The sequence below is a fragment of the Streptomyces sp. NPDC031379 genome (assembly GCF_055569615.1).
This window is the reverse complement of record NZ_JBVIIT010000042.1, coordinates 36917-54864: the sequence shown is the minus strand read 5'-3', so window position 1 is coordinate 54864 and position 17948 is coordinate 36917. Positions and strand designations below refer to the sequence as shown.

10 protein-coding genes are annotated in these 17948 nt (G+C 74.2%); 5 read left to right on the top strand and 5 right to left on the bottom strand.

The features are described 5' to 3' along the window. Window positions 1–335 precede the first annotated feature (335 nt). Window positions 336–884 carry a MarR family winged helix-turn-helix transcriptional regulator gene (locus tag ACZ5CW_RS39250; protein ID WP_468610263.1) on the bottom strand — a complete coding sequence of 183 codons (549 nt, stop codon included), beginning with the start codon at window positions 882–884 and terminating at the stop codon, window positions 336–338. A gap of 134 nt (window positions 885–1018) precedes the next feature. Between ACZ5CW_RS39250 and ACZ5CW_RS39245 the strand changes: the two genes are divergently transcribed. Beyond that, window positions 1019–2275, top strand: coding sequence for an MFS transporter (locus tag ACZ5CW_RS39245; protein ID WP_468610271.1), 1257 nt, complete (start codon window positions 1019–1021; stop codon window positions 2273–2275). A 26-nt stretch (window positions 2276–2301) separates the two neighbouring features. On the opposite strand, the gene ACZ5CW_RS39240 is transcribed toward ACZ5CW_RS39245, so the two are convergent. Then, window positions 2302–3957, bottom strand: coding sequence for an ATP-binding SpoIIE family protein phosphatase (locus ACZ5CW_RS39240; protein ID WP_468610261.1), 1656 nt, complete (start codon window positions 3955–3957; stop codon window positions 2302–2304). Between the two features lie 130 nt (window positions 3958–4087). Continuing rightward, a complete protein-coding gene (locus ACZ5CW_RS39235; protein WP_468610259.1) occupies window positions 4088–5467 on the bottom strand; it encodes an NAD(P)/FAD-dependent oxidoreductase in 1380 nt (459 codons plus the stop codon). Between the two features lie 377 nt (window positions 5468–5844). Between ACZ5CW_RS39235 and ACZ5CW_RS39230 the strand changes: the two genes are divergently transcribed. Both ACZ5CW_RS39230 and ACZ5CW_RS39225 read left to right on the top strand, forming a co-directional pair. Further along, entirely contained in the window at window positions 5845–6618 is a 774-nt protein-coding gene (locus ACZ5CW_RS39230; RefSeq protein ID WP_468610257.1) for a TetR/AcrR family transcriptional regulator, read from the top strand. Window positions 6619–6925: 307 nt separating this feature from the next. Continuing rightward, the gene (locus tag ACZ5CW_RS39225; protein ID WP_468610255.1) at window positions 6926–8824 is read left to right on the top strand and encodes a sigma-70 family RNA polymerase sigma factor; all 1899 of its coding nucleotides are present in this window, start codon (window positions 6926–6928) and stop codon (window positions 8822–8824) included. Here the strand turns inward: ACZ5CW_RS39225 and ACZ5CW_RS39220 are convergent. Beyond that, window positions 8811–12128, bottom strand: a complete 3318-nt coding sequence (locus ACZ5CW_RS39220; protein WP_468610253.1) for an AfsR/SARP family transcriptional regulator — start codon at window positions 12126–12128, stop codon at window positions 8811–8813. The two genes, ACZ5CW_RS39225 and ACZ5CW_RS39220, sit on opposite strands and share 14 nt — an antisense overlap. A gap of 220 nt (window positions 12129–12348) precedes the next feature. After that, window positions 12349–14427, bottom strand: a complete 2079-nt coding sequence (locus ACZ5CW_RS39215; protein ID WP_468610251.1) for an asparagine synthase-related protein — start codon at window positions 14425–14427, stop codon at window positions 12349–12351. 759 nt (window positions 14428–15186) lie between these two features. Between ACZ5CW_RS39215 and ACZ5CW_RS39210 the strand changes: the two genes are divergently transcribed. Both ACZ5CW_RS39210 and lhgO read left to right on the top strand, forming a co-directional pair. Further along, window positions 15187–16611 carry an MFS transporter gene (locus tag ACZ5CW_RS39210; RefSeq protein ID WP_468610249.1) on the top strand — a complete coding sequence of 475 codons (1425 nt, stop codon included), beginning with the start codon at window positions 15187–15189 and terminating at the stop codon, window positions 16609–16611. A gap of 80 nt (window positions 16612–16691) precedes the next feature. Further along, window positions 16692–17909 (top strand): L-2-hydroxyglutarate oxidase, encoded by a 1218-nt coding sequence (lhgO, locus tag ACZ5CW_RS39205; RefSeq protein ID WP_468610247.1) that lies wholly within the window; start codon window positions 16692–16694, stop codon window positions 17907–17909. Window positions 17910–17948: the final 39 nt, after the last annotated feature.

The following is a 17948-nucleotide window of genomic DNA, read 5'->3' as shown; positions in this document are numbered from 1 at the left end:
TTTCCTTTCCGGCGGTTCCGACTCTATCAGATCCTTTCGGCGTCTGACTCCCAGTCAGGGGGGTTTGTCTTCCCGGCTGTTGGGCCGTTCCGACGTCTCAAACCTTAGCGGATCCGCCCGGCGATTCCCAATCGGGCCGCCGAGTCCCTATTCGAATTGAATTCGGGCAAGCCGAAATCAACCCGCTCGGGCGATCGTGCTGGTGGTGTGAGGTTGCCGCTCGAGGCGGCTGAGGTGTCACCGCAGAACCGTTACGGCCCCGTGGCAACCCGGAGAACTTTACGGAGGCAGCAGGGGCGTGTCAAGCACCCCCTGTCAAGATCTTTTCGTCGGTCTCAGTCGAGGTCGGTGAGCCGGCCGCCGGCGTCCGGCTGGGCGTGTTCCACCCTGCGCAGGAGCCGGGTCAGGACCTCGCCGAGCACCGCGCGCTCCGTCGGCGTCAGGTCCTGGAGCAGGTCCTCCTCGAAGACGGTCGCCATGTGCATCGCCTCCAGCCACTTCTCGCGGCCCTCGGGCGTCAGCTCGACGATGACCCGGACCCGGTTGGACTCGTCGCGCTCCCGGGTGACCAGCCCCTCGGTGACCATGCGGTCGATCCGGTGGGTCATCGCGGCCGGGGTGAGGCCGAGTCGCTTGGCGAGGTCGCTGGGGCCCAGCCGGTAGGGCGCGCCCGAGAGGACGAGCGCCTTGAGGACCTCCCACTCGGCGTTGCTGATGCCGAGGGCGGCGGTCTGGCGACCGTAGGCGACGTTCATCCGGCGGTTGAGCCGGGACAACGCCGACACGATCTTCTCGACCTGGGGATCGAGGTCCTGGAACTCGCGCTGGTACGCGGCGATCTGTTCTTCGAGTGTCGGCTCTGTGACGCCGGGGGTGTCGGCCATGGCCGCAGTATCGCACGCAAGCCCTTTGCCTTGAAGTCCTTCACTGTGTACTCTTTAGCTTCGAACTTTAGCTTTGAAGTCTTCAGGTCTAACTAGTGAGAGAGGTGAACGTGACCAGGGCGATGGGCGCAGCGATGCGCCGGATCCACGTGGGCAACGCACTCAGTGCGTTCGGGCTCGGCTTCACGGTCCCCTACCTGTACGTCTACGTGGCGCAGGTGCGGGGCCTGGGGGCCATGACGGCGGGACTCGTGCTCGCCGTCTTCGCCGTGGCCGCGCTGATCGTGCTGCCGTTCGCCGGCCGGGCGATCGTGCGGCGCGGCCCGCTGCCGGTCCTGCTCGCCGCCCTGGTGACCGCCGCTCTGGGCGCGCTGAGCCTCGGACTCGCGGGCAGCGCCGCCACGGTGCTGCTGTCCTCGGCGGCGCTGGGTGCCGGACAGGCCGTGATGCAGCCGGCGCTGGCGACGATGATCGTGGACTGCTCGTCGGCGGACACGCGGTCGCGGGCGTTCGCGATGCAGTTCTTCCTGCAGAACCTGGGGCTCGGTGTCGGTGGTCTCATCGGGGGTCACCTCGTCGACACCACGCGCGTGTCCTCGTTCACGCTGCTGTTCGCGATCGAGGCGGCGATGTTCCTGCTGCTGGCCGTGATGATGACGACGGTGCGGATGCCGCACTCGCCGCGGATGGAGGACGCTCCCGCGCGGTCGGCGAGGGGCAGCTGGAAGGAGCTGCTCGGGAACCGGGCGATGGTGCAGCTGTCCGTGCTGGGCTTCGTGCTGTTCTTCGCCTGCTACGGCCAGTTCGAGTCGGGCCTGAGCGCGTACGGCGTGGAGGCGGCCGGGATATCCACCTCCGCGCTGGGCACGGCGCTGGCCGCGAACACGCTGATGATCGTGGTCGCCCAGTTCGCCGTCCTGAAGTTCGTGGAGCGGCGTCGGCGCTCCCGGGTGATCGCCGGGGTCGGGCTGATCTGGGCCGTGGCCTGGCTGGCCGCCGGGTACGCGGGGCTGGGCCACGGCAGCCAGGAGATGGCGACGGCCGCGTTCGTGTCGACGTACGCCCTGTTCGGGCTGGGAGAGGCGATGCTGTCGCCGACGGTCGCGCCGCTGGTCGCCGATCTGGCGCCGGAGGGCATGGCCGGGCAGTACAACTCGGCGTTCGCGCTGGTCAAGCAATTGGCTCTGGCGGTCGGTCCGGCCGTGGGCGGGCCCATGGGAGCCTCGCTGCACGCGCCGTACATCGTGACGTTCCTGCTGTTCTCCCTGGGGATCACGGTGCTCGCCCTGCGCCTGGGCCGACGGCTCACGGATGTGCAGGATCAGCCGTGGCTGCGCACCAGCCGCGTGATCGCCCGGGGCGAGGCACCTGCGGAGACACTGGCCGCCTAGGGGCCCCATGCCGAAGGGCCGGCCCCCTACGGCGTCTGGCCCTTCGGCAGGACGAACTCGCACCAGACCGCTTTGCCCCCGCCCGGTGTTCTTCGCGAACCCCAGCTGGAGGCGATCGTCGCCACGATCGCGATGCCACGGCCGGACTCGTCGCCGGGCTCCGCGCGGCGGCGGCGTGGGAGGTGATCGTCGCCGTCCGTCACCTCGATGATCAGCCGGCGGTCGGTGCGGCGGAGCCGGAGCCGCATGGGCGGGGTGCCGTGCTGGAGGCTGTTGGCGACCAGTTCGCTGGTGGCGAGGACGCCCAGGTCGTGCAGCTCGGCGGGGAAGCGCCAGCTGGTGAGGACACCGGAGGCGAAGGCACGCGCGCGGGGGGCCGCCTCTACGCCGCCGAGGAGTTCCAGGGCCGCGTTGCGGAAGAGGTCGCTCTCGGGGCCCGTACGTGCCGGGTGCTGGAGGACGAGGACGGCCACGTCGTCGTCGTGGTCGGCGGTGACGCCGGCCGAGCGGACCAGGCGGTCGCAGACGACCTGCGGGGTGCCCGTCGCGCCGGCGAGGGCCCTTGCGAGCGCGGCGATGCCCTCGTCCAGGTCCTCGTCCCGGCGCTCGACCAGGCCGTCGGTGTAGAGGACCGCCGTGGCGCCGGGGCCGAGCGCGACGGCGCCCGAGGCGTGCATCCAGCCGCCGGTGCCGAGCGGCGGGCCCGTCGGCTCGTCGGCCCGGGAGACCGTGCCGTTCTCGTCGCGGACCAGGATCGGCAGGTGGCCGGCGGAGGCGTACACCAGCCGGCCCTCGTTCGGGTCGTGGACGGCGTACGCGCAGGTGGCGATCTGGTTGGCGTCGATCTCGGCGGCGAGTCCGTCGAGGAGTTGCAGGACCTCGTGCGGGGGCAGGTCGAGGCGGGCGTAGGCGCGGACGGCGGTGCGCAGCTGGCCCATGACCGCCGCCGCCCGCACGCCCCGGCCCATGACGTCGCCGATGACCAGGGCCGTGCGGCCGCCGCCGAGGGTGATGACGTCGTACCAGTCGCCGCCCACCGCGGCCTCGGTGCCGCCGGGCTGATAGGTGGCGGCGATCCGCAGGTCGTCGGGCTGTTCCAGCTCCTGCGGGAGGAGAGAGCGCTGCAGGGTCACCGCCGTCTCGCGCTGGCGGCGCTCGCTGGCGCGCAGGCGTTCGGCGGCCTCGGCGTGGTCGGTGACGTCGGTGGCGAAGACGAGGACGCCGCCGTCGCGGTCGCCGTCCTCGGCGACGGGGGTGCAGGTGAAGGTGTACGAGCGGCCGTCGACGGCCTTGCGGGACTTCAGTGTGCGGGGCTTGCCGCTGCGCAGCACCTGGTCGAGGAGCGGGAGCAGGCCCAGTTCGGCGAGTTCGGGCAGCGCCTCACGCGCGGGTGCGCCGCCCGGCCGGGCTCCGAAGGCCGCCGTGTAGGCGTCGTTGACGTAGTCGATGCGGTGGTCGGGGCCATGGACCAGGGCGACGAGGGCCGGAACGCGGTCGAGGACGTCGCGCGCGGGCAGTTCGTCGACGGCGAGCACCGGGGGTGTCTCGTGGGTCCGCTGTTCGGCGCGGGCCGCGGGCACGGAGCCTTCCCCCCGCCGGTCCGGGGAGACCGGGGTCTCGGTCCGCGCTGCGGCGCGGCGCTGCGTTCCGGGGAGCCGGGCGCTCCAGCGCGTGAAGTTCACTGTGGGAAGAGCCTCGTGGGTGCTGAGGGCGGGCGGGTGGGCCGTCAGAGGACGTGGGCAGTCTGGCAGGCGGCGGGCCGCGGCGACATCCGTCAGACGCCTCGGCGGTCCGTGGAGTTCCTCGGTCCCGTCAGGACGACCCCTTCGGGTCGTCCGACGGGCTGTGAGGAGGCTTTCCACCGGCCGCGAGTTCGAACTCCGCTCGAGGATGTTCGAGCGAACCGAGCGAGACGATCTCCCGTTTGAAGAGCCCGGCCAGGGTCCATTCCGCCAGCACGCGGGCCTTTCGGTTGAAGGTGGGCACCCTGCTGAGGTGGTAGACGCGGTGCATGAACCAGGCAGGGTAGCCCTTCAGCTTGCGCCCGTAGACCTGGGCGACGCCCTTGTGCAGGCCGAGCGAGGCGACCGAGCCGACGTACTTGTGCGCGTACGTCTCCAGGGGCTCGCCGCGCAGCGCGTGGACGATGTTGTCGCCGAGGACCTTGGCCTGGCGGACGGCGTGCTGGGCGTTGGGGGCGGTCTCGGTGCCGGGCTCGGCCGCGGTGACGTCCGGGACGGCCGCCGCGTCGCCGGCCGCCCAGGCGTGCTCCACGCCGTCGACGGTCAGCTGGGCGGTGCACTTGAGGCGGCCGCGGGCGGTGAGCGGCAGATCGGTGGCGGCGAGCAGCGGGTGCGGCTTGACCCCGGCGGTCCACACGAGGGTGCGGGTCGGGAAACGCTGGCCGTCGCTGAGGACGGCGACGCGGTCGGCGAGGGAGTCCAGGCGGGTGTCGAGCAGGACCTGGATGTTGCGGCGGCGCAGCTGGGTGACGGTGTAGCGGCCCATCTCCGGGCCGACCTCGGGGAGGATGCGGTCGGAGGCCTCCACGAGGATCCACTTCATGTCCTCGGGGCGGACGTTGTGGTAGTAGCGCGCGGTGTAGCGGGCCATGTCCTGCAGCTCACCGAGCGCCTCCACGCCCGCGTAGCCGCCGCCCACGAACACGAAGGTGAGGGCGGCGTCCCGGATCGCGGGGTCGCGGGTGGAGGAGGCGATGTCCATCTGCTCGATGACGTGGTTGCGCAGGCCGATGGCCTCTTCGACGGTCTTGAATCCGATGCCGTACTCGGCGAGGCCGGGGATGGGCAGCGTGCGGGAGACCGAGCCGGGGGCGAGCACCAGTTCGTCGTAGCGGAGGAGTTCGGCCGCCCTGCCCTCCTCGCCCGTGGCGAGCGTGGTGACGGCGGCGGTGCGCACCGTGTGGTCGACGGAGGTCACCTCGCCGATGACGACGTGGCACTGGTCCAGGACGCGGCGCAGCGGTACGACGACATGGCGAGGGGAGATCGAACCGGCGGCCGCCTCGGGGAGGAACGGCTGATACGTCATGTACGGGTCGGGACTGACTACGGTGATCTCGACGGCACCCCGCCTCAGCTCCCCCTTCAGCTTCTGCTGCAGGCGCAGGGCCGTGTACATCCCGACGTAGCCGCCGCCGACAACCAGAATGCGCGCACGTTCCTTCACCATCCCATGACGCACCCGGCGCTGTTGTTTGTCCACAGCCCCGACAATTTGTGTGACCGGCGGCCGGGTCGGCGCGGGGCCGGCGGCGGCGGCCGGGCGGGACGAAAGGGACCAGGTCAGCGGGGGCGGACGAGGGGGCGTGAAGGTGCGGAATCGGGACGTACGCGACCCGTACTCCGATCGAGGGGCGCACAGTGCGGAACCTGCCCCTTCTGAATTGACTCCCTCTCAACTATGTTCGTGTGTCGACGGAGTGTAGGGAATGTGGTCGATCGGGCCCGCGACGGGCGGTTCCGGTCGAGACCGACGCCAGTTCCGCGCACTTCGCGTTCAGTGGCGGGGAGAGTCTCCGGGGGGAGACGTCATTACCGGGGGAACACATGCATGTTCAGGACACGCATTGGTCATCTGCAGCCGCCATCGCGCCCGGTGGCGGGATGGTGAGCGCGGCGGCGGGCAACGGACGCGCGGACGGGCCGCGCACGACGCCGCTGCGCGTGGACGCACAGCGCAATCTGGAGCACGTGCTGCGTGCGGCGCGTGAGGTGTTCGGCGAGCTGGGGTACGGCGCGCCGATGGAGGACGTGGCGCGGCGCGCACGGGTCGGGGTCGGCACGGTGTACCGGCGCTTTCCCAGCAAGGACGTGCTGGTCCGGCGGATCGCCGAGGAGGAGACCGCGCGGCTGACCGAGCAGGCGCGGACCGCGCTCGGGCAGGAGGACGAGCCGTGGTCGGCGCTGTCCCGGTTCCTGCGGACGTCCGTGGCGTCGGGGGCCGGACGGTTGCTGCCCCCGCAGGTGCTGCGGGTGGGCTCCGCCGGTTCGGCCGACGCGGAGGGTTCGGCCGGCGCCGTCGAAGAGGCCCGGGTGCCTCAGCAGCGGACGCAACCGGCAGCCGGTGAGCTGCGGCTGGTGGCGGACGAGGCCGCGGTCGTGGCCGACGGCACCGCGGCCGGGGCGCTGCTCGAGGTGGTCGGGCAGTTGGTGGACCGGGCGCGGGCGGCGGGTGAGCTGCGCGCGGACGTGTCCGTGTCCGACGTGCTGCTCGTGATCGCCACGGCGGCGCCGTCGCTGCCGGACGCGGCGCAGCAGGCCGCGGCGTCCGCGCGGTTGCTGGACATCCTGCTGGAGGGGCTGCGCTCGCGGCCGGCGTAGCCGCGTACGGCTCGCCCCGGCTTCGCCTCCGGCGGCCTCAGGGGTCCCACCCGCACCCGACCGCGCGACCGTCGCGGACGGGCGCGGGTGGCCCCGCCCGGCGGGGCACCTCGCCGGCGGTTGCTGTCGCCGGTGTGAACAGTGCCGGTCGCTCTCGGCAGCTCTTTCGGGTGGGTTCCCGGACGCCGTGGGGACAAGTCCGCTCGGATGAGTGGATGGGGTGTGCGAGGGGTCCTTGGGCAAAAGACGGTGTGGCACTCTGAGCCGGTGACGGATTGGGCTGGGCCGGCGTCGGGGGCTTTCCGCGATGAGCGTTGACGGGTGGGACGAGTCCGGCGGTGACGGTGACGCGAAGGCCGTCGGGCCGACCGCGCCCCAGGTGCCGAGTCAGGGCGGTCGCGCCGCGTCCTTCGGCGGGCCGGGCGACCGGAGCGTGCCCGCCCAGCGCGGGGGGAGCGTGCTGCCCCCGCCCCGGGAGACGCCGCCCGCCGACGGCGAGCTGATCGAGCGGATGCGCGGCGGCGACGACTCCGCGTACGAGGAGCTGTACCGGCGGCACGCGGACGCCGTACGACGGTATGCCCGCACCTGCTGCCGCGACGGACACACCGCCGACGACCTCACGGCCGAGGTCTTCGCCCGGACGCTGCAGGCCGTACGCGGCGGTTCGGGGCCCGAGCACGCCGTGCGTGCCTATCTGCTGACCTCCGTACGACGCGTGGCCGCGCACTGGACCAGGTCCGCCCGGCGCGAGCAACTCGTCGACGACTTCGCCGCCTTCGCGCAGACGGCCGCGCGGGCCTCGGAGGTGTCCGACGACGCCGCTCTGGTCCTCGGTGCCGAGGTGCGCGCGATGCACGAGGCCGAGCGGTCCATGGCGATGCGGGCCTTCCGCTCGCTGCCCGAGCGCTGGCAGGCCGTGCTGTGGCACACCGAGGTCGAGGACGAGTCGCCGAGCGAGGTGGCCGTCCTGTTCGGGCTGGACGCCAACGGCACCCGGGTGCTGGCCAGCCGCGCCCGCGAGGGCCTGAAGCAGGCCTACCTCCAGGCACACGTCAGCACCACCCTCACCGACGACGAGGAGTGTGCCCGCTACGCCGACCAGCTCGGCACCTACGCTCGCCGCAAGCTGCGCATCCGAGCCGAACGGGGCCTGCGCAAGCACCTGGAGGAGTGCGCCCGGTGCCGGCTGGCGGCGGCGCAGATCGAAGAGGTCGCGAGCGGTATCCCCGGTGTCGTCCCGGTCGCGGTCATCGGCTGGTTCGGGGCCGCCGGGTACGCCAAGGCCCTCGGCATCGCGGCCGGCGGCGCCGGGGCCGGAGCCGTGGGTGCCGCCGCGGCGGCCACCGGGTCGTCCGGCGCCTCGTCCGGCGGCGCGGGCGGTGCGGCGGGCGGTGCTGCGGCCGCGGAGGGGCTCGGGGCGCCGGTGAAGGCGGGCATCGCGGCCGGTGTCGTCGCGGTGGCCGCCGCCGCGGTCGCGCTGGCCCTGGCGAACGACAGCCACCCGGCGACGGAGGCCGCCGAGCCGTCGTCTTCGGCACCGCTCGCGCAGCCCGGGACGTCGGCACCCGCATCGCCGAAGCACGAGCCCTCGCCGAAGCCGGTGGTGCTCACCCCCGAGCCGCCCCCGACGCCGACCCCCACTCCCACGCCCACGCCGACGCCCACCCCCGAGCCGACACCCACTGCCACCCCCACCGCGACGCCGACGCCGCCGGCACCGAAGACGACGCCCAGGCCGACCCCGACGCCCCCTCCCCCGCCGGCTCCCGCCGTCTACGAGTTGAGCGAACTGCGGTACGACGTGAACGGTGACGGCACCCGGCCGGAGATCGCGCTGCGCGAGAGCAGCTGGGTGTGGCAGCGCTACGGCATGTCGATCGGCGGCAAGCGGTACGCGGGCGGGGTGACCGTCCACGGCGACTCCTCCGTCACGATCGTCCTCAACCGCCGGTGCACCGCCTACGACGCGCTGGCCGGGGTGGACGACCTGACGCTCGGCCTCGGCAAGGTCTCCTTCTCCGTCCTCGCCGACGGAGCCCGGCTCTGGCAGTCCGGGACGGTCAAGGGCCGTGACCAGGCCGTCCCCGTGCATGTGGACCTGACCGGGCGCGAGACCGTCCAGCTCGTCGTGGAGCCGCACAGCAACGCCTTCGACCGGGCGGCGTCGGCGGACTGGGCGCAGTCCCGGATCACCTGCCGGTAACCGCCCTCGCACGCAGCTCGCGCAGGACGTCCGCCACGCCGAGGGTCGCGCCCTTCGCGCACTCGGCCGCGAACCGCTCGGCCGACAGCGCCGCGCGGGCACCGGCGTGCACCCGGGCTGCCTCGCTGCGCTCCGGCTCGGGGCGCATCCGGCCGTCGCGCCAGTGGTCCGCGGCGGCGAACAGCCGCAGCGCGGCCGGCAGATCGCCGAGCCGGGCCAGCAGACCGGCGCCGGTGTCCACCAGCCCCGCCGTGATCGACTCGGCACACCGCTGGGCCACGGCGTCGCTCAGCGCCTCGGCGACGACCGGCAGTCCGTGCTCCGGGCCCGACTCCTCGGCCGCGAGGAGCGCCTCGAGCGTCCGCACGGCCGCCACGAACTGCGGCGGCGGGGTGCCTCCGCGCGTCATCGCGCAGGTCGCCTCGTACAGCTCGCGGGCCGGCGCCGGCCGACCCTCGTGCAGCGCGACGTGGGCGCGCATCAGCAGCACGAAGGCGCGGGACTCCGGCACCGCGTACCGGTCGGCGGCCGCCCCCGCCTCGTCCAGGACGGTCAGCGCGGTGTCCAGGTCACCGGAGCGGTAGGCGATCTCGGCGAGCCTCGCCATCAGGAACGGCGACTCGGCGTAGGCGCCCACCTCGTAGGCGAGCCGCAGCGCCTCCTCGTACTCGCCGCGTGCCTCGTCGAACCGGCCGCGCGCCATGGCGGCCTCGCCGGCCGCGCTGCACACCTGTGCCCGCATCCAGCGGTCCCCGACGCGCCGGCTGAGCGTCCGCAGCTCGGCCAGGTCCTCGTCCACGCCCCGCAGATTGCCCGGCGAGTCGACGGTGACGTGGGCGCGGTACATCAGGACCACCCCGATCTCCCAGTCACCGCCGTGCCTGCGGCAGTTGGCGACGGCGGCGGCCATGTCGGGGCCCACGTCCGCCGGGCTGCCCAGGTAGTAGGTGGTCAGTGGCCAGACGATGCCGGGGAGCCGGGCGGCCGGCGGACCGCCCGGCTCGTAGGCGGCCCGTACGCGCGCGACGTACTCCGGGGCCCGCTCGTCCTCGCCCAGGTGGTCCGGGCTCGACTCCGAGGTCAGGAACAGGTCGAGCATCCGCAGGTCCATGCGCAGCTCGCGCAGCGGATGCCCGGCCTCGCCGTCAGGGGCGGCGAGGAAGGTGCCCATCGGGTCGGCGGACTCCACCCGTGCCATCAGATCGCCCGCCGGCGCTCCGGCGGGCAGGCCGTCCAGGGCCGCGCCCAGGCTGAGCACCAGTCGGACCCAGGACACCGCCTCCTGGCGGTAGTTGCGCAGCCACCAGAACCAGCCGATGGCCAGGGCGATCGCGCCGGCCTCCGCCTCGTCGCCGGCGCGCACGGCACGGTCCAGGGCCGCCCTGATGTTGTCCAGTTCGCTCTCCAGGCGGGAGATCCAGGGCAGCTGGGCCGCGGACCGCAGCTGCGGCTCGGCCTCCTCGACCAGCGTCCGTGCCCACGCGCGGTGCCGGCGCTCGGCCGCGGCGCGCAGGCCGGGGACCTCGGCCGCGCGCTCGGTGGCGTACTCGTGGATGGTCTCCAGCATGCGGTAGCGCATGCCGCTCGCCGGAGCGTCGCCGTCCGGTGCGTGCGGGGCGGCCACCACCAGGGACTTGTCGACGAGTGCCCCGATCAGGTCCGCCGCCGGGCCGGTGCACACGGCCTCGGCCGCCGCGAGGTCCCAGCCGCCGGCGAACACCGACGCCTCGCGCAGCACCGTGCGCTCCCGCTCGTCCAGCAGTTCCCAGGACCAGTCGACGACGGCGCGCAGGGTCTGCTGGCGGGGCAGGGCCGTGCGGCTCCCGGTGGTGAGCAGGCGGAAGCGGTCGTCGAGCCGGTCGGCGATCTGTCGTGGGGTCAGCAGCCTGAGCCGGGCGGCGGCCAGCTCGATGGCGAGCGGCAGCCCGTCCAGGCGGCGGCAGATCTCCGCCACGGCCTCGGTGTCGGCGAGCACCGCGTCGGCGTCGGGACGGACGGCCTTCGCGCGCTCGGCGAAGAGGCGGTGCGCCTGCTCCGGGACGAGGGGCTCGACCGGACGCACCGACTCACCGGGGACGCCCAGGGGTTCACGGCTGGTCGCGAGGATCGTGAGCCCGGGGCAGTGGGTGAGGAGGGTCTCGGCGAGGGCGGCGGCCGCGCCGATGACGTGTTCGCAGTTGTCGAGGATCAGGAGTGTGCTGCGCTGGGCGCAGTACTCGGTCAACAGGGCCATGGGGTCGGCCTGGCCGGTCCCCAGGTCGTTGGCCAGCAGCACGGTCTCGCGCAGACCGAGTGCGCTGACCACCGCGCCCGGCACCGCCTCGGGACGGTCGAGCGGGGCCAGCTCGGCCAGCCATGCCTGGGGGAGGCCTGCGGCGGCCTCCTCGGCGAGGCGGGTCTTTCCGGAGCCGCCCGGTCCGATGAGCGTGACCAGTCGGGCCCTGTGCACGTCGGAACGAAGGGCTTCGAGTTCTGGTTCCCGCCCGACGAAGGACGTCAGGCGGGGCTTGAGGTTGCCGGTGCGCTCGGGGCGCTGGGCGGGGGCCGGCGGTGCCGCCGGTACCGGCGACTGCGGCGGCCGCGGCTCCTGCCGCTTGAGCAACGAGGCGTGCAGGGACTTCAGTTCCGGGCCGGGGTCGGTGCCGAGGGTGTCGGCGAGTGTGCGGCGGACGGACTCGTAGGCCGCGAGGGCGTCGGCCGGGCGGGCCGTGTCGCGCAGGGCGCGGATGAGGAGGGCGTGCAGGGGTTCGTCGTACGGGTGGGCCGTGGTCAGTTCCCTCAGCTCCGGTACGACGTCCCGGGCGCGGCCGAGGTCGAGGGCGGCGGCGGCGCGGGCGCGGGTCGCCTCCAGGCGCAGGGCCTCCGCGCGGGTGGCCGCGGTGCGGTCGGGCAGGTCGGCGAGGGCCGGGCCGTACCAGAGGGCGAGGGCCTGGGTGAGGGTGCGGTGCGCGGTGGCCGGGTCGGCGTCGGCGAGGGCCTTGGTGCCGGCGTGGGTGAGCCGCTGGAAGACGTGCAGGTCCACGTCGTCGCCGGTGGCTTCGAGGCGGTAGCCGCCGGGGGCGGAGGTGATGGTGTGCCGGCCGACGGCGCGGCGGAGGCGGCCGATCAGGGCCTGGAGGGCGGCGGGGGCGTCCTGGGGCGGGTCGTCCGCCCAGACCTCGTCGATGAGGGTTTCGGGGGTGGTGGTGCGGCCGGGGCGGAGGGCCAGGGCGGCGAGAAGTGTGCGGAGGCGTTGGCCGCCGAGGGGCAGGGGGGTGCCCTGGTCGTCCGCTGCTTGGGCCGGGCCGAGGATTCTGTACCGCACCCGGTCATTGTCGCGGGGGGTGGGCAGTGGGGCACGGGGGTTTCGGCAGCGGGGACGGTGCCCTGGGCCTCGGCCGAGCACGACCGGGAACCCCGCCCGCCGGTCACCGCCTGCCGGTGCCGGACGAGGGTCGGATCGCCGGCCCGCGCCGGCGGCCACGACCGAGCCGCGGGCAGACGGGGCGGGGCGGCGGACCGCCGGGCGTGGTGGCCCGGCGCCTTCACGCCCCCGGGGCCAGGGCGCCTCTCCTCGGCTGGATGCCGGAGGGCACCGCGCGTGCCCGGGCGGGGGTGCCCGTCCAACAGGTGCCGCGGCGGGAGAGCAGGCGGCGCAGCCAGAGTTCGAGCGAGACCAGGTCGGCGAGACCGTCCAGGGGGAGCGGCTCGCCCGCCGCCGCCGCGCGCAGGGCCTTGCGGACGACGCGGGCCTCCACCAGGCCGGCGTCGGCCAGCAGCGGGGTGGCGAAGAGGTCCGTCAGGGCGTCGGCCGACACCCGCAGGCCCGCGCGCGCGGCGGCCGCGGAGGAGGCGTGGGAGGGGGCACCCCAGCCGGGCGGGAGGCCGGTGACGCCGGCGCCCTCCAGGACGGTACGGAGGATGGCCGCGCGGGCGCCCGGCTGGACGCGCAGCGCCTCCGGGAGGTCGCGGCAGGCGCGGACGACCTGGTTGTCGAGGAAGGGCGCGTGCAGGCGCTGGGAGCGGATCTCGGCGGACTGTTCCAGGACGCGCAGATCGGCGGCGTACCGGGCGAGGGCCGCCCGCGCGCGGTGGTCGCCGGGGCGCCGGTCGGGACCGGCGGCGGAGCGGTCCGCCGCACCCCCCAGCAGAACCGATACTTCAGCCAGTGCCTCACCCGTCAGCCACCGCGCCGCCGGCCCGGGTCTGGCCCAGGTCAGCGCGGCCAGGGACGCGCCGACCGCCCCCTTGGGCTCCTCGAAGCGGCGCCGCATCAGCCGCTCGGCCAGCACCTCCAGGCCCGTGCGGTAGGGGGTGCGGGCGAGCCGCCGGGCCGCGCCGTACACGCGCGCGGGGACCATCACCGAACCGTCGGCCCGGGCGAGGGCGGCGACGGGCCGGACCAGGTGCCGGCGCCGGCGGTCCATCAGGAGGTCGGCGAGACGGGCGGGATGGGCGTCCAGGACCTGGCGGGCGCCGTGGCCGGTGAAGTGGTCGGCGCTGCCGGCGGCGAGCCGGGCGCGGTGCCGGACCGCCGAGACCAGCGAGGGCCCCGGCTCGTCGGTGAGGGGGCCGTCGAGGTCGGCGTACGGCAGGGTCTCCTCGCCGCCGGTGACCACGACGTGGTGCAGACGGGGGTTGGCGGCGAGGGTGCCGGCACGTTCGAGTTCGGCCTCGCGGCCGCCCACGGCGAGGTCGTTGAAGGTGACGGCGAGGAGCCGTTCGCCCGCGCCCGTGCCGTGGCCGAGGAGCGTGCCCGGTCGGCCGGGGAGCCCGGCCGCCAGCAGCGCGAGGGTGCCGGAGGCCGGGCCTCCGGACAGGTCGGCGCCGATGCCGGGCAGCGGCATCCCGCGCGCCGCCCGCCGCTCGGCGGGGCCCATACCGGGCACCGGACCGGGGTCGAGGTCGGGTACGTGCCGGGGCGCCGACAGCCGCGTGCGGACCGCCTCCACGAGGGCGTCCCGTACGGCGTCCACGGCACGGTCCGGGTCGGCCGGCGGTGCGGCCACGGCGAGGGAGGCGACCGGCTCGTACCCGACGATCTCGCGCGCTCCGGCGCGCAGCACCAGCGCGTGCCCCGGCGCGATCCGACGCACGCCGTCGTACGGGGTGGTGTCGCGCAGCGCGGCCGGTACGTCGGGGGCGGCCAGCAGGGCGGCCAGGTGGCCGAAGTCGAGGTTGGCCTCGATGAGGTCGGCGAGGGGCAGTGCGGCGGTGGCGTAGGCCGTACCGCCGGCCCACGGGGTGTGGAACACCGGTCGGGCGCCCGCGAGGTCACCGCAGACGGTGATGCGGCGGCCCACCTGGACGACGGCCGTGTAGCTCCCGGGCCAGGTCGTCAGATGACGCAGGGCGCCCCCGCGCGCGGTGAACAGCCCGCGCCGCAGCTCCTCGTCGGAGGCGCCGCAGATGCCGAGGACGGCGATCCGGTTCTGCCCGTCGGCGCGCACCACGCGGACCTCGTCCGGGCGCCAGTCGCCGACGGCCCACAGTGGGTCGGGGTCGCCCCACAGGAGTTGGGAGCCGACCGGCTGCAGGGTCTCGCCGTCGTGTCCCAGGGCACCCGCGGAGCCGAACCCGGCGGCGCCCGCGGCGGTGCTGCTCCAACCCACCAACCACCGCATCGACGCCTCCACAGGCTGTGGACCACCAGAGCACCGCATGAACCGGGTCCCCATGCTGCCATGAAGAACGCGCCCTGGAGGGGCGGTGGCGCCGCCTTCGATCGAGGGAAATCGCGGCGGAGCCGGGCGGGGTGTCCGTGCGCCGGGGGCAGGACGGCCGAGGGCCGCCGGGGGGTGAACGCCCGTACGGGCCAGGTCGGGAGGGCCGGCGGACCGAGGCCGGTGCGATGCGAATGCGCCCCCGATATGCGCCCTGAAAACGCCCTTCGCGCCCTCAAGTACCGTGGTGGCAGCGGAAATCGCTCACGGGACCCAGGGATGATTTTCGGCCAAATCGTCGGCAGCGACTCGACGTTGAGCACGCTCCGTACACACCTGCGGAGCGCTCCCGGGTCCGCGCACGCGCACAGTCCGGGAGGCGGGCATCGCCTCCCGGACCGGTCCGCCACCCGCGGGGATGAAGGTGGCGGTGTCCCCCAGCCCACTGGATCCAGTACAGCGGGCCGACCCACGCAAGAGCCATGGAACCGCTCCCCCGGTGGCCGGAGAAGAGCGCACGGACGGGCGCACGGCCACACGAGCGGGGGCACGCGGCGACGGGCCGTGCACGGTGCGTACAGGACCGCACTTCCGTACGGACCACAATCCCGCCAACCGGAACAATGCCCCTTAACGCTTGGGATCCGGCGAACTACGCTGGGTTTACGAATGCCGCGTGGTTATGCCAGCGCGGCAGCCGTCTGTGTCGAGGGGTGGCTCATGTCCAGGGAGCAACGCGGGCCGAACGAGAAACTCGGCGCCGTTCTCGCCCTCGCGGGAATCAGCAACGCCGGCCTCGCGCGGCGCGTCAACGACCTCGGCGCACAACGCGGGTTGACGCTTCGCTACGACAAGACGTCCGTGGCGCGCTGGGTCTCGAAGGGGATGGTTCCGCAGGGAGCGGCGCCGCACCTCATCGCGGCCGCCATCGGACAGAAGCTCGGCCGCCCGGTGCCGCTCCACGAGATCGGCCTGGCGGACGCGGACCCCGCGCCCGAAGTGGGCCTCGCCTTCCCCAGAGACGTGGGACAGGCGGTCCGGTCGGCGACCGAGCTGTACCGTCTCGACCTCGCGGGACGCCGGGCCGGCGCCGGCGGCATCTGGCAGTCCCTCGCCGGGTCGTTCGCAGTGAGCGCATACGCAACGCCCGCCTCACGATGGCTGATAACCCCCGCCGACAGCTCGGTCGCGCGGGAGGCCGGCTCCGTCGAGGGCTCGGGCGCACCGATCAAAGTCGGCCACAGCGATGTGCGGAAGCTGCGGGAGGCCGCCGAGGACGCCAGGCGGTGGGACTCCAAGTACGGGGGCGGTGACTGGCGCTCGTCGATGGTGCCGGAGTGCCTGCGGGTGGAGGCGGCACCGCTGCTGCTCGGCTCCTACTCCGACGAGGTGGGCCGCGCCCTGTTCGGGGCCTCCTCGGAACTGACCCGCCTCGCCGGGTGGATGGCCTTCGACACCGGACAGCAGGAGGCCGCGCAGCGGTACTACATCCAGGCGCTGCGGCTCGCGCGCGCGGCCGCCGACGTGCCGCTCGGGGGTTACGTCCTCGCGTCCATGTCGCTGCAGGCGACGTACCGGGGCTTCGGCGACGAGGGGGTCGACCTGGCGCAGGCCGCCCTGGAACGCAACCGCGGACTGGCGACCGCACGCACCATGAGCTTCTTCCGGCTGGTCGAGGCGCGGGCCCACGCGCGCGCGGGAGACGCGCAGGCCGCCGGCGCGGCGCTGAAGGCGTCCGAGAGCTGGCTCGAGCGGTCCAGGGAGGGCGACAGCGACCCGTCCTGGCTCGGTTTCTACGGCTACGACCGGTTCGCCGCCGATGCCGCCGAGTGCTACCGCGACCTGAAGGCGCCGCGGCAGGTCCGGCGGTTCACCGAGCAGGCACTGTCGAAGCCGACGGAGGAGTTCGTGCGCTCGCACGGGCTGCGGCTGGTCGTCTCCGCGGTGGCCGAGCTGGAGTCCGGCAACCTGGACGCGGCCTGCGAGCAGGGGGTGCGGGCCGTGGAGGTGGCCGGGCGGATCTCGTCGGCGCGGACGACGGAGTACGTGAAGGACCTCCTGCACCGGCTGGAGCCGTACGGGGACGAGCCGCGGGTGGTGGAGCTGCGGGAACGGGCCCGTCCGCTTCTGATGACGACGGCGTAGCGCCGCCCCGCTCGCCTGCACTGCCGTTCCCCGCGTTTGAAGCGACTGTCAGTGGCGCAGTGCACTATCGGTAGCGGGAGGTGGTGCAGGTGCCGGTCGGGGCGTACGACTGCGACGTGCTGGTGGTCGGCGGGGGGATCGTCGGGCTGTCGACGGCGTATGCGATCACGCGGGCCGCGCCGGGTACGCGGGTGACCGTGCTGGAGAAGGAGCCGGGGCCGGCCCGGCACCAGACGGGGCGCAACAGCGGGGTGATCCACAGCGGGATCTACTACCGGCCGGGCTCGCTCAAGGCGCGGTACGCGGTGCGGGGCGCCGCCGAGATGGTGAAGTTCTGCGCCGAGTACGGCATCGCGCACGCCGTCACCGGCAAGCTGATCGTCGCCACCGAGCGGGAGGAGCTGCCGCGGCTCCACGCACTCGTGCAGCGCGGGCGGGAGAACGGGATTCCGGTGCGGGAGCTGGGGCCCGCGCAGATCACCGAGTACGAACCCGAGGTGCGCGGCCTCGCCGCCATACACGTCGGCACGACCGGCGTGTGCGACTTCGTGGGGGTCGCGCGGCAGCTGGCCGCGGCGTCCGGGGCGGAGATCCGCTACGGCGCGCGGGTCGTGCGGGTGGACCGGCGGCCGGATCGGGGCGTGGCCGTGCTCACCGCCGGCGGGGACGTCGTCCGGGCGCGTGTGCTGGTGAACTGCGCCGGGCTGTACTGCGACGAGGTGGCGCGGCTGACCGGGGACGAGCCAGAGGTGCGGATCGTGCCGTTCCGCGGGGAGTACTACGAGCTGGCGCGGCCCGAGCTGGTGCGAGGGCTGGTCTATCCGGTGCCGGACCCGGCGTTCCCGTTCCTCGGGGTGCATCTGACCCGGGGCATCGACGGGGGCGTGCACGTCGGGCCGAACGCGGTGCCGGCGCTGGCCCGGGAGGGATACGGCTGGGGGGTCGTACGCCCAGGGGAGCTGGCCGGGACCGTGGCGTGGCCGGGGTCGTGGGCGATCGCCCGGCGGCACTGGCGGTACGGCGCCGGGGAGCTGCGGCGGTCGGTGTCCAAGGGGGCGTTCGTGGAGGCGGTGCGCAGGCTGTTGCCCGGGGTGGAGTCCGGGGACCTGGTGCGGGCCCCCGCCGGGGTGCGGGCGCAGGCGGTGCTGCGGGACGGGACGCTCGTGGACGACTTCCTGATCCGGGAGGGGGCGCGGGCGGTGCACGTCCTCAACGCGCCGTCACCCGCGGCCACCGCTTCGCTCCCGATCGGACGGGAGGTGGGGCGGCGGGTGCTCGATCTGCTGGGCGCGCTGTAGTGCGAGGGGGCCGTTCCGCGGCGCCGTAAAATCGTCTTA

Excerpts from the sequence above, each read along its gene's own strand:
- ACZ5CW_RS39250 (WP_468610263.1), bottom strand. The coding sequence starts at position 884 with ATGGCCGACACCCCCGGCGTCACAGAGCCGACACTCGAAGAACAGATC.
- ACZ5CW_RS39245 (WP_468610271.1), top strand. The coding sequence starts at position 1,019 with ATGCGCCGGATCCACGTGGGCAACGCACTCAGTGCGTTCGGGCTCGGC.
- ACZ5CW_RS39235 (WP_468610259.1), bottom strand. The coding sequence starts at position 5,467 with ATGGTGAAGGAACGTGCGCGCATTCTGGTTGTCGGCGGCGGCTACGTC.
- ACZ5CW_RS39230 (WP_468610257.1), top strand. The coding sequence starts at position 5,845 with ATGCATGTTCAGGACACGCATTGGTCATCTGCAGCCGCCATCGCGCCC.
- ACZ5CW_RS39225 (WP_468610255.1), top strand. The coding sequence starts at position 6,926 with ATGAGCGTTGACGGGTGGGACGAGTCCGGCGGTGACGGTGACGCGAAG.
- ACZ5CW_RS39215 (WP_468610251.1), bottom strand. The coding sequence starts at position 14,427 with ATGCGGTGGTTGGTGGGTTGGAGCAGCACCGCCGCGGGCGCCGCCGGG.
- ACZ5CW_RS39210 (WP_468610249.1), top strand. The coding sequence starts at position 15,187 with ATGTCCAGGGAGCAACGCGGGCCGAACGAGAAACTCGGCGCCGTTCTC.